Origin of the sequence: Aurantimonas litoralis, assembly GCF_026153195.1 — a bacterium.
GTDB lineage: Bacteria > Pseudomonadota > Alphaproteobacteria > Rhizobiales > Rhizobiaceae > Aurantimonas > Aurantimonas coralicida.
Map to the genome: position 1 here is coordinate 1 of NZ_JAPFBM010000013.1, position 23,781 is coordinate 23,781.

Annotated in this window: 21 protein-coding genes and 6 pseudogenes; 13 read left to right on the forward strand and 14 right to left on the reverse strand. The window is 60.6% G+C overall.

The window, feature by feature from the left end:
* Positions 1 to 74 precede the first annotated feature (74 nt).
* Positions 75 to 488, forward strand: a pseudogene (locus tag N7I30_RS19895) (integrase core domain-containing protein); the annotation flags it as partial.
* 114 nt (positions 489 to 602) lie between these two features.
* Positions 603 to 980, forward strand: a complete 378-nt coding sequence (locus N7I30_RS19900) for a DUF6165 family protein (protein ID WP_498640910.1) — start codon at positions 603 to 605, stop codon at positions 978 to 980.
* 74 nt (positions 981 to 1,054) lie between these two features.
* On the opposite strand, the gene N7I30_RS19905 is transcribed toward N7I30_RS19900, so the two are convergent.
* A complete protein-coding gene (locus tag N7I30_RS19905; protein WP_498640878.1) occupies positions 1,055 to 1,999 on the reverse strand; it encodes a GDP-mannose 4,6-dehydratase in 945 nt (314 codons plus the stop codon).
* 205 nt (positions 2,000 to 2,204) lie between these two features.
* Positions 2,205 to 2,669 (reverse strand): hypothetical protein, encoded by a 465-nt coding sequence (locus N7I30_RS19910; protein WP_498640879.1) that lies wholly within the window; start codon positions 2,667 to 2,669, stop codon positions 2,205 to 2,207.
* 152 nt (positions 2,670 to 2,821) lie between these two features.
* Between N7I30_RS19910 and N7I30_RS19915 the strand changes: the two genes are divergently transcribed.
* Positions 2,822 to 4,375: an ISL3 family transposase gene (locus tag N7I30_RS19915; protein WP_498640911.1), complete on the forward strand. Its 1,554-nt coding sequence runs from the start codon at positions 2,822 to 2,824 to the stop codon at positions 4,373 to 4,375.
* A gap of 17 nt (positions 4,376 to 4,392) precedes the next feature.
* On the opposite strand, the gene N7I30_RS19920 is transcribed toward N7I30_RS19915, so the two are convergent.
* The 4 genes from N7I30_RS19920 to N7I30_RS19935 form a co-directional block, all read right to left on the reverse strand.
* Positions 4,393 to 5,031 (reverse strand): FkbM family methyltransferase, encoded by a 639-nt coding sequence (locus N7I30_RS19920; RefSeq protein WP_498640912.1) that lies wholly within the window; start codon positions 5,029 to 5,031, stop codon positions 4,393 to 4,395.
* 5 nt (positions 5,032 to 5,036) lie between these two features.
* Positions 5,037 to 5,285: a hypothetical protein gene (locus tag N7I30_RS19925; protein WP_498640880.1), complete on the reverse strand. Its 249-nt coding sequence runs from the start codon at positions 5,283 to 5,285 to the stop codon at positions 5,037 to 5,039.
* 74 nt (positions 5,286 to 5,359) lie between these two features.
* Entirely contained in the window at positions 5,360 to 5,755 is a 396-nt protein-coding gene (locus N7I30_RS19930; protein WP_498640881.1) for a hypothetical protein, read from the reverse strand.
* Positions 5,756 to 5,759: 4 nt separating this feature from the next.
* A complete protein-coding gene (locus tag N7I30_RS19935) occupies positions 5,760 to 6,275 on the reverse strand; it encodes a Wzt carbohydrate-binding domain-containing protein (RefSeq protein WP_498640882.1) in 516 nt (171 codons plus the stop codon).
* A 133-nt stretch (positions 6,276 to 6,408) separates the two neighbouring features.
* On the opposite strand from N7I30_RS19935, the gene N7I30_RS19940 reads away from it, so the two are divergent.
* Both N7I30_RS19940 and N7I30_RS19945 read left to right on the forward strand, forming a co-directional pair.
* Positions 6,409 to 7,677 (forward strand): ABC transporter ATP-binding protein, encoded by a 1,269-nt coding sequence (locus tag N7I30_RS19940; RefSeq protein WP_498640883.1) that lies wholly within the window; start codon positions 6,409 to 6,411, stop codon positions 7,675 to 7,677.
* Positions 7,674 to 8,459, forward strand: a complete 786-nt coding sequence (locus N7I30_RS19945) for an ABC transporter permease (protein WP_498640884.1) — start codon at positions 7,674 to 7,676, stop codon at positions 8,457 to 8,459. Before N7I30_RS19940 ends, N7I30_RS19945 begins: the two co-directional genes overlap by 4 nt.
* 97 nt (positions 8,460 to 8,556) lie before the next feature.
* Here N7I30_RS19945 and N7I30_RS19950 read toward each other — a convergent pair whose 3' ends face one another.
* The 3 genes and pseudogenes from N7I30_RS19950 to N7I30_RS19960 all read right to left on the reverse strand — a co-directional run.
* The gene (locus N7I30_RS19950) at positions 8,557 to 9,783 is read right to left on the reverse strand and encodes a glycosyltransferase family 9 protein (protein ID WP_498640885.1); all 1,227 of its coding nucleotides are present in this window, start codon (positions 9,781 to 9,783) and stop codon (positions 8,557 to 8,559) included.
* A gap of 42 nt (positions 9,784 to 9,825) precedes the next feature.
* Complete coding sequence (locus N7I30_RS19955) at positions 9,826 to 11,163, reverse strand: class I SAM-dependent methyltransferase (RefSeq protein ID WP_498640886.1); 1,338 nt, start codon at positions 11,161 to 11,163, stop codon at positions 9,826 to 9,828.
* A gap of 264 nt (positions 11,164 to 11,427) precedes the next feature.
* A pseudogene (locus tag N7I30_RS19960) lies at positions 11,428 to 11,739 on the reverse strand (transposase); the annotation flags it as partial.
* A 146-nt stretch (positions 11,740 to 11,885) separates the two neighbouring features.
* On the opposite strand from N7I30_RS19960, the pseudogene N7I30_RS19965 reads away from it, so the two are divergent.
* Positions 11,886 to 12,100, forward strand: a pseudogene (locus tag N7I30_RS19965) (IS21 family transposase); the annotation flags it as partial.
* On the opposite strand, the pseudogene N7I30_RS19970 reads toward N7I30_RS19965, so the two are convergent.
* Positions 12,011 to 13,153 (reverse strand): annotated as a pseudogene (locus N7I30_RS19970) (IS3 family transposase). The pseudogenes N7I30_RS19965 and N7I30_RS19970 sit on opposite strands and share 90 nt — an antisense overlap.
* Positions 13,154 to 13,313: 160 nt before the next feature.
* On the reverse strand, positions 13,314 to 13,721 hold the full coding sequence (locus N7I30_RS19975) for a GtrA family protein (protein WP_498640887.1): 408 nt from the start codon (positions 13,719 to 13,721) through the stop codon (positions 13,314 to 13,316).
* Between the two features lie 62 nt (positions 13,722 to 13,783).
* Here N7I30_RS19975 and N7I30_RS19980 point away from each other — a divergent pair, with 62 nt between their 5' ends.
* The 5 genes from N7I30_RS19980 to N7I30_RS20000 all read left to right on the forward strand — a co-directional run bounded on the left by N7I30_RS19980 (position 13,784) and on the right by N7I30_RS20000 (position 19,700).
* Positions 13,784 to 13,966 (forward strand): hypothetical protein, encoded by a 183-nt coding sequence (locus N7I30_RS19980; RefSeq protein WP_498640888.1) that lies wholly within the window; start codon positions 13,784 to 13,786, stop codon positions 13,964 to 13,966.
* 45 nt (positions 13,967 to 14,011) lie between these two features.
* Entirely contained in the window at positions 14,012 to 14,473 is a 462-nt protein-coding gene (locus N7I30_RS19985) for a methyltransferase domain-containing protein (protein WP_498640889.1), read from the forward strand.
* Positions 14,470 to 15,471 (forward strand): glycosyltransferase family 2 protein, encoded by a 1,002-nt coding sequence (locus tag N7I30_RS19990; protein WP_498640890.1) that lies wholly within the window; start codon positions 14,470 to 14,472, stop codon positions 15,469 to 15,471. The genes N7I30_RS19985 and N7I30_RS19990 overlap by 4 nt, the downstream gene beginning before the upstream one ends.
* Positions 15,472 to 15,549: 78 nt before the next feature.
* Positions 15,550 to 17,946: a glycosyltransferase family protein gene (locus N7I30_RS19995; RefSeq protein WP_498640891.1), complete on the forward strand. Its 2,397-nt coding sequence runs from the start codon at positions 15,550 to 15,552 to the stop codon at positions 17,944 to 17,946.
* Positions 17,943 to 19,700, forward strand: coding sequence for a glycosyltransferase (locus N7I30_RS20000; RefSeq protein WP_498640892.1), 1,758 nt, complete (start codon positions 17,943 to 17,945; stop codon positions 19,698 to 19,700). The genes N7I30_RS19995 and N7I30_RS20000 overlap by 4 nt, the downstream gene beginning before the upstream one ends.
* 250 nt (positions 19,701 to 19,950) lie before the next feature.
* Here the strand turns inward: N7I30_RS20000 and N7I30_RS20005 are convergent.
* Positions 19,951 to 20,379 (reverse strand): annotated as a pseudogene (locus N7I30_RS20005) (transposase); the annotation flags it as partial.
* Between the two features lies 1 nt (position 20,380).
* Here N7I30_RS20005 and N7I30_RS20010 point away from each other — a divergent pair.
* Positions 20,381 to 20,704 (forward strand): annotated as a pseudogene (locus tag N7I30_RS20010) (transposase); the annotation flags it as partial.
* A gap of 184 nt (positions 20,705 to 20,888) precedes the next feature.
* A complete protein-coding gene (locus N7I30_RS20015) occupies positions 20,889 to 21,752 on the forward strand; it encodes a glycosyltransferase family 2 protein (RefSeq protein ID WP_498640893.1) in 864 nt (287 codons plus the stop codon).
* On the opposite strand, the gene N7I30_RS20020 is transcribed toward N7I30_RS20015, so the two are convergent.
* Both N7I30_RS20020 and N7I30_RS20025 read right to left on the reverse strand, forming a co-directional pair.
* The gene (locus N7I30_RS20020; RefSeq protein ID WP_498640913.1) at positions 21,746 to 22,579 is read right to left on the reverse strand and encodes a glycosyltransferase; all 834 of its coding nucleotides are present in this window, start codon (positions 22,577 to 22,579) and stop codon (positions 21,746 to 21,748) included. The genes N7I30_RS20015 and N7I30_RS20020 overlap by 7 nt on opposite strands.
* Positions 22,580 to 22,596: 17 nt before the next feature.
* Positions 22,597 to 23,769 carry an alginate O-acetyltransferase AlgX-related protein gene (locus tag N7I30_RS20025; RefSeq protein WP_498640894.1) on the reverse strand — a complete coding sequence of 391 codons (1,173 nt, stop codon included), beginning with the start codon at positions 23,767 to 23,769 and terminating at the stop codon, positions 22,597 to 22,599.
* Positions 23,770 to 23,781 lie beyond the last annotated feature (12 nt).

The following is a 23,781-nucleotide window of genomic DNA, read 5'->3' on the forward strand; positions in this document are numbered from 1 at the left end:
GACGGCGTCGCGTTCACCGCGACCGCCGATCAACGCGCCGCCGGATCGGCCCCGTCACCCAACTCCGGCCATAGCTCGTCAAGACGGTGCCGTACACGATCCACACTGTGCTGACCGACAACGGCGTCCAGTTCGTCCAGCACGACAAGCAGGCCGAAAGCGGCTTCGTCGCTCATATCTTCGGTGCCGGCTGCGCGGCTAACGGTATCGAGCATCGCCAGACAAAGCCCCATCATCCCTGGACGAACGGTCAGGCCGAGAGGATGGTGCGAACCATCAAGGACGCGACCGTGAAATCCTTTCACTACGCATCCATACATGACCTCCGTCGCCATGTCAGGGACTGGCTGCTCGCCTACAACTACGCCAAGCAGCTCAAGGCTCTGCGTTTCAAAACGCCGTTCGAAGCCATCCGACAAATCAGCAAGACAAAACCGGAAATCTTCCGCCGATCACCAAGCCATGATATGATGAGACCAAACACCTAGGCAGCGCGTATGCCGACGCCATGTGTCGACGAAGCGTCGCTGCGTCCTGAGTATCCGCAGCGTCCTTTCTAAAACCCCAATCCAGCCGCAGCGAGAACTAAACCCTTGTCCATTATGGTAGAAATCGCTCCGGGGGAGCTCGTCGACAAGATTACGATCCTGCAGATCAAGCTAGAGCGCATTACAGACCCCGCGAAGCTCGCCAACCTAAGGGTGGAATATGATATTCTGACCCGCAAGGCGGAAACGGCGCTCCAAGCGTCCCCCGAGCTATCTGAGATGAGCGACCGGTTAAAGGAGATCAACGGTCGGCTCTGGGAGATCGAGGACGAGATCCGCGACCTAGAACGAGCCAAGAGTTTCGGACCTGAGTTCATCGCGCTCGCGCGCTCGGTCTACCGTACCAACGACGAGCGCGCTGCTGTGAAGCGGCGGATAAACGAACTGCTCAACAGTGCGATCATCGAAGAGAAAAGCTATGCGAGCTATTAAAGGTCGCGTGAAGCCACTCACTCCCGTAGCGAACCCGTTGACTGGCGGCCGTAAAAGACGTCGCGGAGGCCTGATCAATACTCTCGCAACGATGTAACAATCTCTTCGCCGATGTCGAGCGCGGTCTTGCGGGGCCGTCGGCCCGCTGCGGCGATGAAATCGCCGATATCGACTTGGAACGCCGGACCGGTATCGCTGTCGGGCTGTTCGGTCAGCACATGATCTTCCAGTCTGAGATTGTGACGTTCGAACAGGGCGGTAGCGATGTCGCGGCCTTTGACCGTCCGTCCTGATGCCACGATGAGTTCTTCGACATCGGGTCCGGCGGCGATATCGGCGACCATACCCATGATCTCGTCGGCGGCGCTCCAGTCTATGAGGAAATCGAGCGTCCGGATCGTGACAACGGCGGGCCGGCCGTCAAGCGCCGCTGCCACAGCAGAACCGAGCTTGGGCAGTAGAAACTGTGAAGGACGACGCGGACTGTCATGGTTGAACAGCACGAGGTTCGTGCTCCTCACGCCATGCTCGTGCCTGTAATGGCGCATTAGGTCGCGAGCCGCAAGCTTGCTTATGCCATACAGGCATGTCGCGCGCATCGGTGTCTGTGCCGTCACCAATCCCTGCCATGGTGCAGGAAACACCTTGGCAGAGCCCGCATAAATGATCCGCATGGCAGGTGCGGCGGTGCGAGCATGCTCCAGCAGCACATGCAGAGCGAGCACATTGACCTGCATGACTTCGCGCCACACGGCCTCGTAGGCGAAGCCTGAGGCGATCGCTCCATGAACCGCCGCGACATGGAAGGCTACGTCGGGGCGTACTTCGCTGACAAGAGTCTCCAAGCCCGCGGCGTCACACAGGTCGAGCGGCACGTAATGAAATCGATCCGCCGGCCAGTCGTAGATTGCGGTACTACTGCGACCGACGCCCACCACGGTATAGCCGCGCTGCAGCAAGGAGTCCGCGAGATAGCTGCCGTCCTGGCCGAGGACGCCTAGAATCAGCGCAGTCGGCATGGGCACCTACGGCGATTGTGCCAAAGGGAAACGGATCGCGCTGGCATTCTATGGTCCGGTCGTTGAAGAGATGAAACGTTCGCAACGCATGCTGCCGAGCCTTGCGGTTCGCTCATAATGTGGTGCTTATCAGAAAGATGAAACCTCGGTACCGAACATCCAAAGCGAACTTGACCCAAGCTCGTTTCGCGCTGTCGAACGGCACTCAATTCCTAGAGCCTGTTATGAATCGGTTTTGATGGTTTTGGACTTGTACCGTGAAAGTGGAGAGCGTTTTCGATTTTACGCGGTCTGCCTCTCGAACTGAAGGGTGAACTATGGCGGAAACTGGATGATGTCGGTCTGAAAAAGGCGGCGTATCGAGGCGGGTGATCAAGCCTGCCAGAACCTCCCGAAGGAGCGATATGCCGTGACGACGGATAGCATCGTTTTCCCATTCCGACATCCCGACGCGATCGATGATCAGAGGTGACTCGGCCAATCTGCACAGCGGGCTGAGTGGATTGTCTGCCTGAAGGCGGCCAGGATGGCCGGGATCAGGAGAGACGATGACAAAAAGACCCAGGCGGAACCACAGCCCGGCCTTCAAGGCGAAGGTGGCGCTCGCGGCGGTGCGCGGTGACCTGAGCCCCTGAACTTCCTCCAGATTTGGGTAGAGTCCGTCGATCACGGAGACGGACGATGCGACCATCACGGTTCACAGAGGAACAGATCATTGTCAAACGGCCTTCAAAATTGACCCCCTATCGGCGTCCAAAATTGGGTCTGACTCATATCTGATTCAGTTGAGGAGCGGACTGGCGATTCATGAAGGAGATCGCCATGTCGAACGCCATTTCGCTGTCATCGCTCATTCCGGCCGGGCTCTCGGTCGAGCAGTTTGAAGCCTGTGAAGGGGCCCTCATCGTAACCGCATCCGCCCGGAACAGGCAGGCGGTGTGCCCCTCTTGCTCATCGCGCGCAAGCCGCGTGCATAGCCGATACATTCGAGGCGTGACGGACTTGCCGGCAGCGGGGCGAGTGGTTCGGCTGCGTCTGGTCACCCGCCGTTTCCGGGGCGACGTTGGCACCTGCCGGCGCAAGATCTTTGCCGAACGCTTCGGTGACACGGTCCCCGAACGAGCGCGCCGCACGGGCCGGATGGAGTGCATAGTCCACTATCTCGGTCTTGCGCTCGGCGGTCGTCCGGCAGCCAGCTTCGCCGAGCGTTTAATGATGCCAGTCAGCAATGACACGCTGCTCCGTGTTGTCCGGCGCCGGGCGCAACAGCGAGACGATCCCCTGAGGGCCGTTGGCATCGACGACTTCGCGTTCCGCCGGAACCACTGTTACGGCTCGATTATCTGTGACCTCGAGCGGCGACAGATCGTCAAGATTCTGCCGGACCGGGAGATCGCCACGGTCGCGGCATGGCTGGCCGATCATCCAGAGATCCGCATTGTCTCACGCGACCGTGGTGGCGGCTATGGTGAGGCAGCGGCGCTCGCATTGCCAGAAGTGGTGCAGGTCGCGGACCTGTGGCACTTGATGGAGAATGCCAGCGCGGCCTTCCTCGCCACGGTGAGGAACTCGATGAAGCCAATCCGGGCCGCTCTCGGAGCGACGACGATCGACCCGAAGCTCCTGACTTCGGCGGAGCGGATCCAGTACGAAGGCTATCTGCGGCGCGAGGAGATGAACGGGGTGGTCGCAAGCCTCGCGGCGAGCGGCATCACGATCAAGGAGATCGTTCGGCAAACGGGTCGGAGCCGGAAACTGGTTCGCCAGATTGTCCGCGGCGAGCGCACCGATCTATTCCGCACGCGACAGGGATCGCTCGACCCGCACCTTCCTTATCTCGACGCCCAGTGGGAAGCAGGCTGCCGGAACGGCGCCGAACTCTGGCGTCGTCTTCGCAGCCAAGGGTTCAGGGGTTCGCTGCGGGTTGTTGGTGAGTGGGCCACGCGACGCAGACGATCAGAGCAAATCTCAGGATCTGAGCTTCGAAGGACCCCGTCCGCGAGAGCCATTGCCCGTCTGATGACGCTGAAGCGAGATCATTTGACGAAGACCGAGACGGTCACGGTCGCCGCGATCGAAGCCGGAGTGCCCAACCTGGCCAAGGCGAGAGAGTTGATCGACCGGTTTCATGCCATGATCCGCAGTCGAGAAGTCGGGGATCTTTCGTCCTGGATTCACGATGCCGAGGGAAGTTTGTTGGCGTCCTTCGCTCGCGGCATCAGTAAGGATGCATCCGCAGTGCAGGGTGCGATTACCGAACCGTGGTCGAACGGCCAGACGGAAGGCCAGGTGAACAAGCTCAAGCTCGTGAAGCGGCAAATGTACGGGCGCGCCAAGCTTGATCTTCTTGAGGCCCGCTTGCTCGGCGCCGCCTGATCGTCATCGAAAGTGCGTCAGACCCAAAGTTGCACGCCGAATGACAGACGCGACCGGGCAAGCGGACTGGGCAGGTCGCGGATGGTTGCGTACCCTGCATTCATCATGTCGATCAGCTCGAAACCTGCGGCCCGCAGATTGCTGTCGATTTCGCCAAAGAGGGGCTGCCCGGCGTAGCCCTTAGCGAACTCGACCTCGCAATGCACGGCAACGGTATGATCGAGAACTTCAGGTGCGCCCAAGAGGACGTCGAACTCGCCGCCTTGCACGTCAATCTTGAGGAAATCGCAATCTCGCACGGCCTCGATGTCGTCCAGGCGGGTCGTCTCCACCTCATGCTCGCTTACCGGTTTGCACATCTCGGAGAGTGATTGGAAGCGATCGAGGAGGGCTAAATTGGCGGGGAACAGCGAGGAGGTGGGACCGAACTTGTTTTGCCGAAATATCGCTTTTGAGCCATTTCCGACGAAGTAGTTCAGCATGGTCACGCCGGACTCCGTCTTCGCGCGTGCCTCGGCATGCTCCTCGATCGGTTCGAAGCCCACGACGTCGGCGATGCCGAGGTCTACGAGCGCTTGATAGGCATGTGCCTTGGAGGAAAGCTGCTTTGCGCCGACATAAACCTCGTCAGGCGCGGAAAGCGCCCATCCGCTAATATCGCCTAGGGGAACGGCGCGATGACGTCGCGGATCCTGCCATGCTCAGCGATCCCGCCAGTCCTCGTCGCCTCCTGCAGCTTGACCAAGAGTTCGCCGCGCTCAGCTGCCAGCAGAGCGAAGTGTTTGCGCAAATGATCCAGTTCGAGCTTTATCTGAGCGTTCGCATCGGACGTCACCGTCCCCCGCCCAGTGCCGTTGCCGGAGATCTTCGACCGAACACCGGCCAAAAAGCGCTTTACGCCAGCATTCACTTCTTAGCTCCCTTCGACCGCGGTGAGGCGACTTCGTGCCCGAACTTGTGGGCTGGTGCCATGTTATCTGCAACTTATAGTTTTGACCCACAGACCAGGCAGCCATCCGTAAGCGCGCGGCTATCTCTACGATCCCGCGCCGACGGATAGGTTTTGATGAGCTGAGCCTGCTTTTCCAGAGCGGCGATGCGGATGGCCGCAGCCCCGTAAGACTCGCCCATCCGCTCCAGTTCGAGCGTCTGCGCGTGGTGGCGAGCCTGCAGATCGGCAAAAGCGGTCGAGAGCCGCTGAAGTTCCTTCGCATGCGCTTCGGTGATCTCAACGAGAACACCCGCGATACGCTGGTCCTCCAAAACAAGCCGATGCATCTCGTCGAGGACGAACTGCTTATTCGTCATACCCTTTACGAAACCACGCAGGCGCAATCCGACACGTTCCAGAACCGACGTCATCGAAGTAAGCTCGACCATCTCGTCATGTCGCCCTCCGTTCCCCTGACCCAGCAGAGGCAATCGCGAAGTCAGTCCGGAAGGGAATTGCGCCCATGCCGTCGAAACGAGAAGACGCTGCGTTGGCGCGCACTCGCAGTCGCACCGCCCGTTCGCGCGCGTCGTGGTGGACGCCGCTGTCGCCGGACGCTGCGGCATCATTGTCAGACGCGAGAAAGCTCATGAGATAGGTGCCCGGCGCCGTGTCCATCGGTACGCGATATACCACCCGGCATGCTTGCCCGGCCGACAGGTCCGCCAGTACGACACTGTGATTAAGGGTACCTTCGGAAAACACGAGTTCGCCGTTTTCCAGGTTGATGGCGTAGCCCAGATTTGGCCGACGCACGGGCGATCGTGCGACCGCAACGATCTCAATATCGATCGAGTCGCCGCACTCGCATTCGAGCCCTCCGGCGACCGGCTCCGCGTTGACCCTGACCTCGATCAAGGCTAGGCCGTCAGTCTTCGGGCTAGCTAGCTCAGTAATCAGATTGGACATGTTTCCAGTGTCGTCTTCGTGTTGCCCTCAAATGGCCTCTGCTGTATAGCACCTCCCTTACATGATATCCACATCGCCCCTCACCGAACCTCAATCGACCGTACCTGTGGCCGACGGACGACCAGAGGCGATCGTGGTCGACAGCATCACGAAGCAGTTCAAGCTCTATCGTCGCCCGATGGCCCGCTTCGCCGATTATGTCAGGCCGAAGCCCGGCCGTTTCGAACTGGTCAGCGCACTGGATGACGTCTCCTTCACGGTAAGCCGGGGAGAATGTTTCGGCATCGTCGGCTCGAACGGTTCCGGCAAAAGTACGCTACTGAAGCTGATCGCCGGAACCCTCGTACCGACGCACGGGAGTATCGGAGTCGAAGGTCGGGTGCTTGCACTTCTCGAACTCGGAGGAGGCATCAACCCCGAACTGACGGGCCGACAGAACATCGGCGTGAGTGCAACATTGCTGGGGTTCCCGGAGGGATACGCCGACGCCCGCATGGAGGACATCCGGAAGTTCGCCGAGCTAGGCGATTATTTCGACCGTCCCATGCGGACCTACTCCTCCGGCATGTACGTGCGGCTCGCCTTTTCGATCTATCTTTTCATGGACCCGCAGGTGTTCATCGTCGACGAGGCGCTCAGCGTCGGCGACGTCTTCTTTCAGCAGAAATGCTACGAGGCGCTACGAGACATTATGGCTCGCGGTGCGACGGTGCTTTTCGTATCGCACGATACTGGGGCGGTGCAGAAGCTGTGCGACCGGGCGCTCCTGCTCGAAAGGGGCAAGGTCCAGTTCATCGGCCTGCCGGACGAGACGGTGAACCGCTATCACACCAATCTGGGCCGCCAAACCCAGGCGAAACGCGAAAAGGAAGCGGCTGCCCTCTTAGCGACGTCCGGGCAAGCCGCCTTCGACAGGACTGGATCGGAAAGTCTACTGCGAGGCGGTCCGGTGATCTCGCGTGGAGAGCGCCTCAGCCTGACGGGCGCGCGAGTGATTGGTCCTGAGGGCGAGCCGCTGGTGGTGCAGGACATGCGCGGCGATCTCCGAATTCAGGCACTGATCGAGGCGAGGGGACAAGTCGAAAGACCGGACGTCCGGCTCACTGTACATGACCGCTTCGGCAGCCTCGTTTTCCGTTCGTCACCTGCTAGGCAAGGTGCGCCCCTGCAGGCGCTTGCGGACGGCGAACGCATGCTGGTCACGCTTACGCTGGGCTGTTGGATTGCAGCCGGCCAATACACCTTCACCCTCGGCGTCAACGAGGACGCGGAAGCGGCCGAGGACGGCTGGAGGGACTCGGCGATGCTTGGCCCGCTGTTCGTCGTCTGGGACAAGCAGACAAGCCCATTCTACGGCCAGCTCGGTCTCCGCTCGGAACTTGTGGTGGCGGAACCGCAGTGATCTGGCTCGAGCTTCTGCGGTATAGGCACTTTATCCTCGCCAACGCTCTGAGCGAAACCCGCCACCGATATGCGGGCACCGCCATGGGCGTGTTCTGGCACGTGATACAGCCGCTGGCCCTTATCTTCTTGTTCTCGTTCATCTTCGCCGGCTATTTCCCTATGCGACAGGGGGCAAGTTCGACCACGTCTTCTTTCCTGCACATCATGTCCGGCATGCTGCCTTGGTTGGCATTCGTCGACGGCCTGTCCCGCAGCACCATGTCGCTGACGGAGAACGCGCACTACCTGCGCAAGCTGCCGCTGCCCGAGTCGATCTTCGTCGCCCGGACCGCCGCATCCGCTGCGGTCACCATGACCATTTCTCTGGCCCTGGCAGCTGTCGCGACGATCGTCTTCGGTATATTACCGACCCTCGCCTGGCTGACTATACCGTTGGCTGGGTTTTTGATGATCGGCTTCGCCTTCGGGCTCGGGCTGATCTTGGCACCGATCCACGTCTTCCTCCGTGACACAGGCCAGGCAGTCAACGTTTTCACGCAGTTCTGGATGTGGCTCACGCCGATCGTGCTGGCCGAGAGCGTGCTGCCAGCGCTCCTACGCGAAGCCCAGACCTTCAATCCAGCCTACTGGTTCGTCACCGCCATCAGGACGCCTTTGCTGACGGGTGAGGCTGCCCCGCTCCACGCCTGGATCGTAATGGTCGTCCTCGTCGTCGTCACCGTTCTGGTCGGCGGGCGCATGACCAAGGTCATGCGCTCCGACATCCGCGACACGCTTTGAGCCCAACCTGCCCGCGACCATGCTCTCGGGTTAGCGCTTAAAGTGTTGGCGGGCGCTCGACCACTCAAACGAGCCGCCTAGATGGGCAGCGATCCGATTACGCGCTGTCGTCGCGCCAGACGTATGAAGAGCCTTCGCTCCAGAGACGCTGCCGGCGCAGAAGAGCTCCCTCTCCGGCAGCATCTAGATCGTGACGGAAGCGATCTGCCACGCGTCGGTTGTCGGGAAACAGCCAGGACGGATCGCAGGCCAGCTTCGGCTCGACCTTGCGGCGGCCGAAATCGACCAGTTCTGGAGCCCAGCCGTATCGCTCGGCCGTGATCGAGAGAGCGCGGGCCACGTCCAGATACCTGTCGCGCCGAACGAGCGTTTCTGTAATCAACCCGAGGTAGTGGTCGAAGGTGACGGGGCGATGCTCGTCAAACTCGGCGCGCGCGGCTCCGATGCCTCGCGTGCAGACGGATGCGATGCAGCGGGCGATGGTACGCGGATCCTCCTCGGTGATCTCGATGATCGGCCGCCCCGTCAGGCCGAAGTACTCGAAGTCGTGCGCGAAGGAGGCATAGACCGAAGTCGCGCGAGAGAGAATCTGGACGTTCGGTAGCGGCTTCGACGCGGTCGATGTCGCGGACACCGTGCCGCCGCTGCCGCAGCCGACAAACAAACTGCAATGCTGCGTCAATTCCGCGATCTCTCGCAGACTGATTCCGCCCGCATAGCGCGAGCGCGTATCTCGCAGGACCATCGGCAGGTGAGTTGAGAAGATCACCATGGAGTTCGGCAGAATGTCGTAGAGTTCGTCAGCGACGTCCTGCGCGACTTCCGGGGTAACAAAGGATTGCCCGCTCTTCGACGAGCACTCGAACAAGATGCGATGCTCGCGGTCGGCAAGTCCCGCCTGCCGCGCGAATGTGCTAACGCGCTCAAGTTCCACATCGTCCAGGACGATCACGTTCTCGATTGGAACGGTGATCGGGCGCCCGAGATTGCGCAGCAGCGAGCTGCGCACCGTGCCGTCGTAATTATGGAAGTTGTTCGGCCAGATCTGCGTCAGGTAGATATCGTCGAATTCCCGTCGCCCGTAGCGGCGCAACGCCTCGCGCTCGAACAAGCGCCACATGGACTCGTGAAGGTCCCAGCTGGGGATCTCGATTTCCCAGACGGCGTCGACATGCGGATTGTTGGCGATCAGCCGCGAGCATTGGCTGGAAATCGCCCAGGTGATCTCGGCGTCGGGATGATCGTGCCGCAGCTGCCGCGCGATAATGGTGGCATAGAGGCAGTCGCCATTGGCGCCGAGCTGGCCGAGTAAGATGCGTTTCATGAACGTCGCCGATGATCGGCCCGGACCGAGGCGCCTCGCATGCTAGGCTTCCGATCTGGCCAACGCCAGGCTGAGCATGCTCGAATCGCTCTTGGCGCGCTCGAGCATCTCTTCGAAATTGTCCGCCGATACCACTTCAACCTCGGGCAAGGGGAAGATCATCTTCGTCCCCGCCATGATCATGTCGCGCTCGCGTTCGAGAAATTCCTTCCGGAAATGCCAAGGCAGGACGAGGTAGTAGTCTGGTCGCGCCTCGCGCGACTCCGCCTCGGACACGATCGGGATGTCGGTGCCCAACGTCCGCGACCCGGCCTTCTGCGGGTTCCGATCCGCTGCGCAATCGACGATCACGCGGTTGATGCCGTACCACTGGAGCAGCACGTTGCCCTTGGTCGAAGCGCCGTAGATATGGATGCGCTCGCCGCGCGCACGGATGTCGAAAAGAAGTCGACTGAGTTCGTCGCGCAAATGGGCGATCCGCCGCTGGAAATCGACGTAGGGGCGATCGGTGTCGAGCTCCAGCTCGAATTCGCGTGTGCGCAGGCGATGCATCAGCGCGCGGTCCTCGGCGGTCCCATGCTTGTCGCTGAAGGCGTGGCAGGCGTAGCAGCGGATGCTGCCGCCATTGATGTTGTTCACCAAGATCTTGAAGATTCGCAGGCCCGCACGGGCCGCGATATCTTCCAAGACGGCCAGACTGTAATATTCTAGGTGTTCGTGGCAGATCGTGTCGAAGGAATTCTGCAGCAGCATGAGCGGCAGATACGACATCTCGAAGGCCCAGACCCCCTCCGGCTTGAGAAGACGGCTGATGCTGGCCGCGAAACCCACAGGGTCCTCGAGATCGTAGTACATCGCGATAGAGGTCACGATGTCGAAACCCTTCTCCGGAAGGATGGCGCTCGCCTGGCTCGACGGGAACACCGTATTTACGACCGTGACGTCGGGCCCGATCTCGTTGGCGATGTCTGAGGGATCGACGCCGTACTTCTTGGCGTTTTTCGGATAGCTTTTCAGCAGCGTGCCATCGTTGCAGCCGATGTCGAGCACCGTCAAGGTCTCAGCCTTCACAACCTCCTGCGCGCTCCGGACAATCTCGGCCAAGTGGTCGCGCATGGTCTGGTTGGTTCCGGAGCGGTACCAGTAGTTCGCATAGAGGATTTCCGGTGGGAACGAGTGACCCAGCTGCAGGAGGCCGCAGCCGTTCTCGTTGGCAGTCACGTCGCACCGCACGAGTTGCGTTGGCAGCTTGCGCATCGGCGGCATGAGCTTGCCAGGCTTCACGAAGGAGCCCTGGAGGTACTGCTCGCCCAAATCGATCACCGGCGTCAACTTTGTCGACCCGCAGACGCGGCAAGTCTGACGATAGCGTGGATGCAAAAAGGCCTCCCGGTTTGCTCCGATACGGCGGCGGCTATCGAGAAGCGACCGCTATATGCTGAGATCAGGCGCCTCGTAACCCAAAGCTTCCGGCATGGCAATCACGGCACCGGAGCGTGCCTCGGTAGCCGTCAGTCGCCGAAGATCGACTGTGGCCCGTGACTGAGGAGGAAATTGGCCATTCGCAGGCTGCCGCCGTTCAGGCAATTGGCCCACTTGCCATCGCACCTTTGCCGGAGCCATCGGCGGACCTGATAGGATTTTCCGAGCGGAAGCCTCGCAGCGGACAGCCGACGCCTTGCGCAGGATCTCATTGGCTTGGCGAAGCTCGCGGACCTCGCGTTCAAGAGCCTTGATCCGATCCCGCTCTTCGCTTGTCTGTCCAGCACGAGCGCCCTGATCCCGCTCGGCCTGCTGCACCCATTTTCGCAGCGTCTCGCCCGATCAGCCAATCTTGGCCGCAATGGAAGAAATCGCCTTCCACTGGGACGCGTGATCGGCTCGATGCTCTCGCACCATTCGGACAGCCCGCTCACGAACCTCCTGCGAATATCTCTTCGATGTCGATTTTGTCATGATGACCCCATTCTCTCAGGGAATGAGGTCTCCGGTGTGTAGGGCGGTGAGAAAGTAGGCCACGGAGCGGCGGCGCTGATGCTGCGGCGGCCGGAGTAAAATCCGGCCAGTGGTTAGGCTGATTTCCTTTTCGGGAACGGCCGGGAATGTTCGCTGTGGAAGTTTACGCCGCCGTTCGGCATTTCGTGCTTATCGAGCGCAACAGCCAGCGAGAAGCGCCCGGGTGTTTGGGCTGAGCCGCGAGACGGTCTCGAGGATGTGCCGGTTCTCGCTACCGCCGGGCTACACGCGGGCGAAGCCGGTTGCCAGGCCGAAGCTGGGAGCGTTGCTGCCGGTGATCGATTGGATCCTGGAAGCGGACGGTGTGGTATCTGAGTGAGGAATGCGGTCTCGCGGTGTTGAAGTCCTGCCGTCATTCGGCGATGGCGCTGTGGCGTGATCGAGGCCGAAGAACAGGCTATCATTCAAGAGCTCGTCGCGCATCCGGCCGTTGAAGCTCGCGACATAGCCATTCTGAATCGGCTTGCCCGGCGCGATGTAGTGCCACTCGACGCGATGATCCTTCGACCAGGCGAGGATCGCGTTCGAGGTGAACTCGGTCCCGTGGTCGGAAACGATCATCTCCGGCTTGCCGCGACGCCTGATCAGATCGGTCAGTTCACGTGCCACCCGCCGACCGGAGATCGAAGTGTCGGGGATCGCGGCCAGGCATTCGCGCGTGACGTCATCGACGATGTTGAGCACACGGAAGCGCCGCCCGCAGGCGAACTGGTCGTGCACGAAGTCGATGGACCAGCGCGCGTTCGGTCTTGCCGCGACCAGGATCGGCGCGCGCGTCGTCGAGACCGGCGTTTGCGCACCGTCAGCCCTTCCTCCCGGTAGAGCCGATAGATGCGGTTGATCCCTGACGGCTCACCCTCCCGCCGCAGCAGGACGAACAGGCGTCGATAGCCGAAACGCCGTCGCTCATTGGCAAGGTCACGTAGGGCCGCGCAGTTCGGTCTCCGGCGGACGGCACGACTGGTAGCGGATCATCTTGCGATCGGCGCCGACGAAGAAACAGGTCCGACGCTCCGATAGGCCCATGACGGCCTTCAGATGCGCGACGGCTTCGCGCTTGGCGCGGGCCCTACCATTTTCTTGATAGTGGGAGACCGCAGGTCGGACGTCGCGGAGTGCCGAGGCTTCCAGCATCTGGTCGGCGAGCAGCTTCTTCAGCTTCGCGTTCTCGTCTTCCAGTGCCTTCAGGCGCTTGGCGTCGGACACGTCCATTCCGCCATACTTCGCCTTCCAGTTATACAGCGTCGCCTCGCTGACCCCGTGTTTGCGGGGCAGGTCGGCTGCCTTTGCCCCCGCCTCGTGCTCCCCGCCGAACCGCAATGATCTGCTCGTCCGTGAACCGCATCCGCTTCATTTGTCCGTCCTTCCATCGAGGCCGGACTCTAGCTCCGGGTGGACGAAAAAATCAGTGGCAGGTCAGCGAGACTGTTCGGGCAACAGGGACAAGTCCACCGAACCGGGCGCTTACCCAGTAGCGAAATTACGAAACCAACTCTAAAATGGTCTCCAAGGAATCAGTCGGATCGAAAAATGATCCACTTTGACGCTGCGAAATTAAAGAACAGGCCTGCGACTGCGGCGATTCCCAGTGCGGCGATCGGGAGTTTGCACATAACCGAGCTATAGAGAACGAGTGCCAGGTAGGTTCCATTCGTAACGAGCCAACCCACGAAATTGCCAGCGATGTAGAGCATCCATTCGGCTCGCCACGGCCGCGTGCTGGTGAATGTATAACGACGGTTCAGCCACCATGTGACCGTGATTGCGAATGGAAAGGCGATGAGTTGCGCAGCCACCGGACCCATCGAAAGCAGAGCAGTCTGTAGAATGAGCGCGTTTACGCCGAACCCGATCGCTCCCACCAGGGCGAAGAAGAAAAGTTGACGTAGGTTCAGTGGCAAGGCAGAGCTCGTCTTGAGCATGAGTGTTCGGTCATCGCTAGCCGGTTGCAGATGGATCACGTTGTGAGCGAAGGTGAAGTCGTATGGCGAAGCCGTTTGACGGTCAATACTACGAAGTGGTTGGAGAGAGGAGCTTTTCCGAACGCCTATTGGTAAAAGCGCGCGAGGCGATGTACCGTGATTTTATCGATCGAGTGCAGCCGACGGAGTCGACATCGATCGTCGACATTGGTGTTTCCGACGTTCAAACCAATGGCGCGAACTAGCTCGAAACGGTTTATCCTTATCCTGAACGTCTACATGCCTGCGGCTTGGGTGTAGGAGATGATTTTCGCAAAACCTATCCCCAAACGCCCTACACTCGAATCGCACCTGAGAAGCCCCTACCTTTCGATGACGGCACATTCGATGTTGCAACGTCAAATGCTGTTCTAGAACATGTTGGCTCTCGTGAAAATCAGCGACGATTTATCAGCGAACTGTGCCGTGTCGCACATACGGTTTTCTTGACGGTGCCACACCGGTATTTCCCAGTCGAGCATCACACTGCCCTGCCCATCTTGCACTACAGCGATACCAGTTTTGCAGTCGCATGCCGGTTGATTGGCAAGACCTATTGGCTCGATGAAACCAATCTCATCCTTATGTCGAAGCAGCATCTCACTTCTCTCGCTCCGGTCAATTCCAAGATCGGATATACGGGTCTTAGAATCGGACCTTTTTCGTCGAATCTCTACCTGTTTCTCGATGCGAGGCGTAAAGCGAGTTCATGACGTATATGCGGCGCGATGGGTCTGCTTTGCTTTGCATCGTAATTCCTGCCTACAACGAAGAAATTGCGATCGGTCAGACGATCGTTGACTACAAAGAAGTGTTCCCTGATGCTGTTATTGTCGTCGTCGATAATAATTCGTCGGATCGAACCGGCGAAAGAGCGCTCGCAGAACTCGATTTGTCGCGCGACTTGCTGATTGTGGAACGACGTCAGGGAAAGGGAGCGGCCGTCAAGGCGGGTCTCAGCCGCGTTTGCGCCGACGTCTATATCATGACTGATGGCGACAACACTTACACAGCGGCAGATGCGAAGCGGCTCTACGACATCCTCTTAGACCAACGTTGCGATATGGTCGTGGGTGATCGCGTGACCGGCGGGACATACGCCTTGCAAAACACCCGACGCGGCCATAGTAGGGGAAATCGTATTCTAACCCGCTACATTTCGTATTTGGCCAATCAACACTACCACGACGTCCTCTCGGGATTGCGAATTATGTCGCGACCGTTCGTCAACATGTTGGATATCCGAAGTTCAGGCTTTCAGCTCGAGACCGAACTCAACATCGTTGCCGCCTATGTACGTGCAAAGGTCGTCGAAGAACCAATAGATTATCGCGTCCGGCCAGAGGGTTCTGAATCGAAATTGTCTACGGTTCGCGACGGCATCAGGATCGCGACTTTCGGCCTCATCAACTGGATTGCTTTCTATCCGCTCCAGTTTTTCGGCGCGATTTCGGGCGCGACGCTCGCAGCCTCTCTCGCTCTCGGCTTTTTCGTTTTTTCTGTTTTCTTCGAAACGAACGCGATGCCATATCCGTCGACGGCTGTCGCCGCCGCGGTCATGGGGCTCGTCGGTCTACAGGCAATGTTCGCTGGTCTCATCACCAGAGTGATCACACGTGCAGGTCGGCGACGAGATGTTGCGCGCATGGTGGAAATGCGCCGGAACTGGAACAGGGAACTCGATTCGGTATGGTTCCCACCGTCCCATTGATAGTGGTGGCTCCGTTATGAATCTGCGCTGCTGGTCTCTATTGGAGAACGCGATTTTGGGTTTACAGGCGCAGGTGAAATGATCGAACTTTTGGGAGTGGCGCACTTAGCGGCATTGGCCGCGGTGTTAGTCCCGGGCATCATCGCGCTGCGCGCGCGCCCTATCGCGGCGCTCGCTGGGCTCGGACTGCTGTTCTGGACCGATCTGGTGCTAACGGCCCAGCTCCTGTCCCTCGGTGGGGTCATGAACGTTCTCTGGCTCTATCTCCCGACGTCGCTCCTCCTTGGCGGCATCATGTCCCTGCTGATGATCCGTTTCGGGGCGGGCGACGTTCAGCCAACGGTCGCGCCGGAGGAGCGCCGGTCCGGCGAGGCGGTGATGATCGGTGCTGTGGTCGTGACGTGCCTAATCGCATTCGCGCTGAGCACGCTGATCGGTATAACGCATCTGCCGAGTAACCCCGATACGATCGTCTACCGCTTCGCGCGCGTCTTTTGGTACCTGGGTGCCGGCTCTCTGGAGCATTTCGCGACCGATACCGATCCGAGACTGGTCTATTACCCCACGAACGGGGCGATGCTCTATTATCCCCTCGCGCTCTACCGTTTCGGAGCGCTCTGGTTCAACGTGCCGACGCTGATTGCCTGGTGCGCCGTTCCGCTGGTGACCTTCGCCTTCGCGCGGGACCTCGGCGCGCGCGTTGCCTGGGCGGCGGGCGCGGCATGGCTGATCGCTTTGACGCCGACCGTGCTGGTGCAGGCGGTCTCGACCAATGACGAGATCCTTGCGGCGATCGCCATGCTGGCAGGGCTTTTCTTCCTCCATCGCTGGAGTCGCAGTGGTTCGCTGCACGATCTGGTGCTCGCGGCCTGCGGCGTGGGCCTGAGTATGGGAACAAAGCTGCACGTCTACTTCTATTGGCCGTTTCTGATCCTGCTCGTCGGGGCAACGCTCTTATTGCATCGGCGCGTGCTGATGGCGCGGCTGACCCCGCTCGCGAGTCTTCGCGGTGCAGCAGCCCTAACGGTTTGCGTGCTCCTCGCCGTCGCACTGGTCGGCAGCTTCATCCTTTACAATCTGAAGGCAACGGGCTTTATCACGGAACACAACTTTGCCAATCAGGTGCTGAACACCCCGTTCGCTCCGCTGGTCAGTCTGCAGACGGTGGCGATCTATGCGTCACAGATCGCGCTAGCACCCTTCGCCGACCTTTTTCCCAGCTTGACGGCTACTCGCGTCGAGCACTACGCAGCGTTCAACGCCTTTTTCGCACCACTCTTCGGCTGGGTCGACAACAGCGCTCCCTACATGTCGGTCGGCTATCGCTTCACCGGCGTCACCCAATCGCTGGCCTATTTCATGAACGAGCACACCGTGATGGTCGGCTTCACATGGATCGCAGGCCTCATGGCCTTGGTCTGGCTGACCACACATAGCTGGGTCGAGGGGGGTTCGCGTTGGGCCTTCTGGATGGCGTTGTCCGCGCCAGTCTGGTTTCTCGTCTGGGCGAGCTCAACGAAATATATCGAGGGCATCGGGGTCTATCTTGGCTATGCGGCCGTGATTTCCGCCCCAGCGCTGGCCTTCGCCTTTGCGCCGATCGCGTGGCGGCCCCTACGGATTGTGCGCGCCATCCTAGCAGGTTTCGTTGCGGTCATGCATCTGGCGACATTTCAGGCGATCATGGACAAGAACGCTTCTCGCTCGGTATGGCCCGCCTGGAAGGCATTAGGCGGGAGTCCCGTCTCGCCAGGATTTTCGATCGAGCCATCTGTCACCGACGAATTGGCACTGGCCGTCGGAGGCATGACCCATCGCACCATTGTCTGGGGACAGCCGAACTGGGCCCTCATGGCTTTCAACCCGGAAATTCCACAGTTCCTACGCGGGGCCTATGTCGGACCCGGCAGCACGTCGGTGGCTACTCCGGCCGATCAGGCAGTCCTCGCCAGCATCAGGGGACTCATGCCGCAACCCGGCGACCCGACGCTGAACGTCTATCCGTTCCGGCAGTTTCCGGCCTATGGTCATGCAGCGATAAAGGTCGAAGGCAAGGCGACACCCGGCTTGACGCATATCGGCAATCTCCAGTTTGCGCTCGGTCCGGAATGGGTCTTCGCCTCCGGCAATGGCGTCGAGACGAGACACTCCGGCAAATCTGACTACATCGTCCTGAGCTTCAACGAGGTGAACACCTTCGGTCACGATCCACAACCCTATCTCGACGTGAGCCAGTCGGTGTTCGGGCTTGGGGAGGGCGACGACCTAGAATTCCGCTACGACATGGTGATCGACGGCCGGATTGTAGACCGCACGGGCTGGTCTCGCTCAGCCGGCGCGCGGCTCTCGACAACCGGGCTCGACGCTGGCAATGGAGTGCTGGCGATCAGCGTTCGGCTGTCCCGGCCGGAAGACCGCATCATTATGCACGAGGTCAAGCTGCGCAGTGTCGAGTCTCCGGGAGACATTCCGTGAAGCGCCAGCTCATCAACGGGCTCATCCGCGTCTTTGGTGAAAAGCGTGTTTTCGAGCTCGCTCTCGTCTATCGGCGGCTGCGCAGGATGTTTGGCCTTGCAACCCGCATCGAAGCGCCCCGTGTTCCGCGTAGCGAACGCAATCCTCCTCGCCCCGGTTCGCGGCCACTCGCGGAGGCGCTCGTCGAAGCGCGTTCTCTGCCGGGATCGCTCTCCGACGCAGAGCTGCAGGAGATCTATACACTTGGGACGTCAGGCGCCGATTTCGATTGGATCGGCTTGCCGGAGGAGGGGCACCAAGCGCTCGTCATGGCGCTTGCGGGAGGGGCTGCTGCCTTGCGTTCTCCCGGATGTCAGTCCCTGGCCGACTCCCATAGGCTGATCGTCCAGAACGGCTTCAAATTATCGCCCGGTCAGAGAGCTTCGCTGCCGACAGGATCGCAACTCGTGCACCTCGCGGGCACGAACGTTGCGAAGGTTCGTACTGACAGGTTCAGCAAGCGCTTGGCCGAAGAGGTCCGTCTGCGTGTCGTCTTCGTCAATGATGTCGGCTTTCAGTACGGCGCAGGTATCGCGACACGGCGGCAGGCACAGTCCTTCATGCGCGGCGGCTGGGACGTCGGTTTGATCTGCTGGGATGCCGGGATGTCCGGGAGCTATCCCGCCCTGGCAAACTTTGATGTCGCCGGACGCTGGCTCGGGGCGCTGAGCCTGCCCGGCGCCCACGCCAGCTTCGGCATGAGCGATGCGGAGATCACGCGCCACGTAACGGAGGCCGTCCAGGAGCTTGAGCCCGACCTCGTGCTGTTCGGCAACATCCATGGAGGCAACTGGCCGATCGACATCATCGCGGCCGTGCGCGACCAAGGTTTCGCGACCGCGGCCTATATGCACGACGTGCATTGGGTGACCGGCCGCTGCGCCTACCCAGGCAACTGCGACGCCTATCTTGGCCGCGGCTGCGATGCGCTGTGCCCGACTGCAGATCAGTATCCGCGTTTGCCGCGGGACCAGATCAACCCCGCCTGGCGACGGCGCGCCGACGTGTTCTGTGGCAAGAAGGCAGTTCCGCTGCTCGCAAACAGCGATTGGACGAAGGATGTCGCTTTCGCGCGTTTCGGCGATGCCGCGCGCCTTGAGACGCTCTATCTCGGCCTCGACGAGAATTTGTTTCAACCGCGCAGCCGGAAGGAGGCGCGCGCCCTGCTTGGCCTCGATGACGACAGGCCTATGATCTTGCTCGGCTCGGTCAACGTTCAGGAGAACCGTAAAGGCGGACCGATCCTCGCGGAACTGCTTCAAACGCTGGCCCGTCGGGACGACCTTGGCGTTCTCGCCTTTGGTCATAATTCCGAGGACTTGCCCTGCACGCGAGCCTTTGGTGGGATCACTGACGAGCGCATGATGGCACTCATCTACAACGCGGCAGATATTTTCGTCGGTACGGCGCGCGAGGAGGCGTTCGGTCAGACAATCATAGAGGCGAACGCCTCGGGTCTGCCAGTGGTGGCCTTTGCAGCGGGCGGAGCGCTGGAGGCTATGGAAAACGGCGTCACCGGCGTTGCGGTCGAACGCTTTACGGCGGCCGCGATCATGGAGGAGATCGACCGGATGCTTGCTGATCCCGACCGCATGGCTCAGATGGGTGCGGCCGGACGCCAACACGTCTTGGCGAAGTTCACGCTTCGACATCAATTTGACGGCGCGCGCGATGTCCTAGGTAAACTCTGGCCTGCGTCGAAAAATGCAGTCTGATCCGACGCTCTTCTTAAGAAAAAACGAAAATGGACACCGAAACCCGGTCGTGTCCCCATCCGTGGTGTAGCTTGGCGGTATCGTCGTCGATCTCGTCCGCGCGATTTCATCGCGCTGTAGGACGGATCGGCGGCGCGGTGGTCACCAGCGGTTTCCGGTTAGGCTTGGGTTGCGACATCCAACCCCAACCGGAGATCCCCTGATGAACGACGACAGAGCTATGGCCGGAGTTGGGTGACGGGGCCGATCCGGCGGCGCGTTGATCGGCGGTCGCGGTGAACGCGACGCCGTCGGTGAACTTGATGCCAGCGATGACCATAGGCAAGCAATTTTCGCCTTTCAGCCGCCGCTAGGACTTCGATGCGGCGATAACGAGCTTGAAGACCATCAACCGGGCGGTCTTCTGCGACAGGGCTCCCTTTGTTCTGACCGTCCGGTGCCGGACCGTGGCGAAGACGCTCTCGATGGGGTTCGAGGTCCGCAAATGGTCCCAGTGCTCGGCCGGAAAGTCGAAGAAGGCCAGGAGCGCGTCGCGGTCCTTGGTCAGGCATTCGAGGGCCTTGGGATATTTGGCGCCGTACTTCTCGGCGAAGACCGCGATGGCCGCTTCGGCACTCGCCCGTTCCGGCGCGTCCCGCACCTCGCGCAGGTCCTTCTTCATGTTCGGCTGAACCGACTTCGCCTTCGACACTTACATCGAGACCCAGCTCCCGCCGACGCTGCGCAAAGGCGACATCGTCATTCTCGACAATCTTGCTGTCCACAAAAGTCAGCGGGCGGCCGAGTGCCCTCGACAAAGAGGCGCCTGGTTCCTAGTCCTGCCACCCTATTCGCCGGATCTGAACCCGATCGAGATGGCGTTCTCAAAGCTGAAGGCGCATCTGCGCAAGGCTGCCGCCAGAACATTCGACGATCTCTGGAACGCCATCGGCGATATCTGCGGCCTCTTTGAACCAGAAGAGTGCTGGAACTACCTCAAGGCCGCGGAATATGCGACTGATTAAGCGTCCGACGCTCTAGTCGCAACGACAGCTTGACCGGAAACCGGCACCGAGCCATCATCAGACTCGGACTTGGTCCAGATCGAGAAATGGCCGGCTTCGTTGGGATCGACATCGCCACATTTCGCCTCATGCAACACCTCACTTGAAACTGCCGCGGGGCGGATCGAAACGCTTTGGACATTTCATGACTCGACGCGCCAAGAAGGTGAGCGTTGTCATTCCCAGCTACAACCGCCCTTCGGATACAGCGGTCGCGATCTGTTCGGCTCTCGCGCAGGACGGCGTTGAGGTTGAGGTTCTCGTTGTCGACGACGGTTCGGTTCCACCGCTCGAACTACCGACTGATCTCGCCCGCGAGCCGCGGGTGAGGTTGTTGCGTGCGCCGGCCAACGGCGGTGCCGCGGCGGCACGAAACATCGGCATCGAAGCGGCCCGACACGACTGGATCGCGTTTCTGGATTCCGATGACGAATTCCTGCCCGGTAAGCTAGCCGCCCAACTCGATCTGGCCGACCCGTCGCTTCCGCTGCAGGTCGTCGTCTGCGGCTTCCGCTATCATCGGCTCGAGACGGGCAGCACGAAGGATCTCGTGCCGATTCCCGCGCGCGGTCTTCAAGACTTCAGTTCTGGTTGCTGGTTCTGCCCCGGCTCGACCGCGCTGACGCACTGGTCGGCTTTTACTGTTGTCGGAATGCTCGACGAGCGGCTGCGACGGCTGGAGGACGTCGATTGGTTCCTGCGACTCGGCAAAGCCGGCGGCGGCATCGTCGCGTCTCCGATATGCGGGGCGTTGATCAACGTCGGAAAGAACGCCGCACCGGATCTGGTGGATGGGGCGGCTGCCCTGATGCTAGCGGAGCATCACGATCTGCCTGCGTCCGCCCGCCGCAGGCTCGAAGCCTATCTGGCCTTGGAGCAGGCGGCTGCGCGAGCAAAGCGGCGCGAATGGCTTCCGGCCCTCTCGGCCGCTTTTCGATCCTTCCGCGCCGTTCCTCGTCGCACCCTGCACTTGCGGCGCTGGTGGTCAACAGGAGCCGAAGGTCAGTAGCCCGACAGTTGCCCTCGCCACCTCAGGCTGAGCCGCGCGCCGCGCGTGATCTGGGCCGGTCTGGACAATGCCCCCATGACCACGCTGACATCTCGGCCCCGCAGTCCGCGCTTCAGGCTCGCCACAGTGCCTGAGGCGGCGGCAAGACGCTGCAGTTCGGTGTCCTCATTCGAGGTGAGGAGACCTTCGGAAAGCATCTCTTCGGCCCGGTGAACCCGGGCGAAGCTCGAGCGGTCGCCCGAGATCGTACGCGAGCCCTCGTGGACGCGGTAGAAATAAAGCGGCGTCCCCAGCGCCAATCCGCGCCGCCCCGATCGCGCAACCCGCGCCAGGAACTCTCGGTCCGATGCTAGACCCAGATCGGTCCTGATCGGACCGATGCCATGTAGCAGATCGCGGCGGAAGAGCCGAGCGTTGATCGCCGGAACGCCGAACAGCGCGCCCTCTGCGCTCAGCGGACTGCGATGCGTGCGCTCAACGGCAGAAGCCAACTCCTCCCCGAAAAGTGCCGTACCGCTGACCCAGCCGGCCGAAGTATCGGCCCGTAGTCTCAATAGCGCAGCTTCAACCGCGCCGGGAGGCAGCAGGTCGTCGCTGTTAAGCAGGAGGACGGCGTCGCCGGTCGCAGCAGCAATCCCTCGGTTCATCCCATCGTAGATGCCGCCGTCCGATCGCGAGACGATGCGAAGGCGCGGGTCGCGCGCTGCTATCGTCAGCGTTGCGTCAGTCGAACCGCCGTCCGCGAGGAGGATCTCGCAATCGAGGCCCGGCTCGACGCTTGCAACGGCATCGCCGAGGAAACGCTCCGCGTTGCGCGCGGCGATCACGATGCTCAAAGCCGGCATCAGAAGCCGACCGGCTGCCAGGGAATGTTTTTGAGATAGCGCTCGGCAAGCACGACTATCACGATATCGGGTTCAACCTCTTTGACAAGCTCGAAATTGAAGGTCCCGTTGTTGTGATGAGTAAAGATCGGATCGCGAAAACTCTCATAGAGGAAGCTGGGTCCAAGAATATAATCGGTGAAAGAATCGCCGAAAACGAGTGCCCGGGGAGCATCTCTCAGTCGCGTCTCGTAAAACTTAACCGGCCATCCCCAGAACGGCGGTGTGTCCTTATCCAGACGGATCTCGGCGCCCAGGATATTGACGGGTGGCTTTCGGGTCAGTATTTCGCCTTCCGGCACGATCACGTCCTGCAGTCCCAGGAGGTAGACAAGATCGATCGGAAGTGGCGCAGTCGTTATACCGTAGTCCGACAGGTGGGCTCGCGGCAGGTCGGGATACCGCTCCTGGAGATGGTCCATGAGCATCTCGTAGGCGATGAAGGCGCCCTGCTGGCTCCAATGGCTGTCCGTTTTGTAGTACAGGTCGCTCCGCGTAGGCTTCGCCGCGATGATCGCCTCTCGGGGATCGATGAATTCGAAATCTGTTCCCTTGAGCCGTTCGACGATCTGATCGACGCGCGTCGTCGTGCCCGACCTCCGGGAAAATTGCGGGATCAGTTCAGGATAGATCGTGGACTTTTCCGGCGCGACCATCATCACGAAAGGAATGCCGCGCTCTGCGAGCCACGCGCGGTTTTCCCCCATCCGGGCGACCCATTGCTCGAGCTCCGACGGAGAGAAGACGTCAACCCCAACGTGCTGCTCCATGATTTGATCGGCGGTGTAGAACAGCCAACCGTCGAGTCCAATTGCCACTTGCGGATTGGTACTCAGGCCAAATCGGTAGCGGAAGATCGCGTTGGCGCGCACCATCTCGTCGCGTAGGCCGAAATGGTCTCCGACATACTGCTCGAGCCGTCGAGACAACGTCTCGATGCTGTAGAGGTTGGAGATCGTCGGAAAGGGCGCCAGGTTTCGGTTCTCGCCAGAGCTTCCCGGTCCTTGGCCGGCAATCTGCATTGCTAGAGGCGTCAACATGAGCAGCGCGAACAGCGCGATGACGATCTTTGGGCTGATACGCCAAGGCCGACTGAGCGCCAATCTGTGGATGCGTTCGATCTCGGCCTGCATCGCTGCTCCTTG

What these genes read in the sequence shown, in the direction of transcription:
- N7I30_RS19950 (WP_498640885.1), bottom strand. Translation starts at nt 9,783, where the DNA reads ATGAAACGCATCTTACTCGGCCAGCTCGGCGCCAATGGCGACTGCCTC.
- N7I30_RS19905 (WP_498640878.1), bottom strand. Translation starts at nt 1,999, where the DNA reads ATGCCGACTGCGCTGATTCTAGGCGTCCTCGGCCAGGACGGCAGCTAT.
- N7I30_RS19975 (WP_498640887.1), bottom strand. Translation starts at nt 13,721, where the DNA reads ATGCTCAAGACGAGCTCTGCCTTGCCACTGAACCTACGTCAACTTTTC.
- N7I30_RS19930 (WP_498640881.1), bottom strand. Translation starts at nt 5,755, where the DNA reads ATGGTCGAGCTTACTTCGATGACGTCGGTTCTGGAACGTGTCGGATTG.
- N7I30_RS20015 (WP_498640893.1), top strand. Translation starts at nt 20,889, where the DNA reads ATGACTCGACGCGCCAAGAAGGTGAGCGTTGTCATTCCCAGCTACAAC.
- N7I30_RS19900 (WP_498640910.1), top strand. Translation starts at nt 603, where the DNA reads ATGGTAGAAATCGCTCCGGGGGAGCTCGTCGACAAGATTACGATCCTG.
- N7I30_RS19915 (WP_498640911.1), top strand. Translation starts at nt 2,822, where the DNA reads ATGTCGAACGCCATTTCGCTGTCATCGCTCATTCCGGCCGGGCTCTCG.
- N7I30_RS19995 (WP_498640891.1), top strand. Translation starts at nt 15,550, where the DNA reads ATGATCGAACTTTTGGGAGTGGCGCACTTAGCGGCATTGGCCGCGGTG.
- N7I30_RS20025 (WP_498640894.1), bottom strand. Translation starts at nt 23,769, where the DNA reads ATGCAGGCCGAGATCGAACGCATCCACAGATTGGCGCTCAGTCGGCCT.
- N7I30_RS19935 (WP_498640882.1), bottom strand. Translation starts at nt 6,275, where the DNA reads ATGTCCAATCTGATTACTGAGCTAGCTAGCCCGAAGACTGACGGCCTA.
- N7I30_RS19990 (WP_498640890.1), top strand. Translation starts at nt 14,470, where the DNA reads ATGACGTATATGCGGCGCGATGGGTCTGCTTTGCTTTGCATCGTAATT.
- N7I30_RS19980 (WP_498640888.1), top strand. Translation starts at nt 13,784, where the DNA reads ATGGCGAAGCCGTTTGACGGTCAATACTACGAAGTGGTTGGAGAGAGG.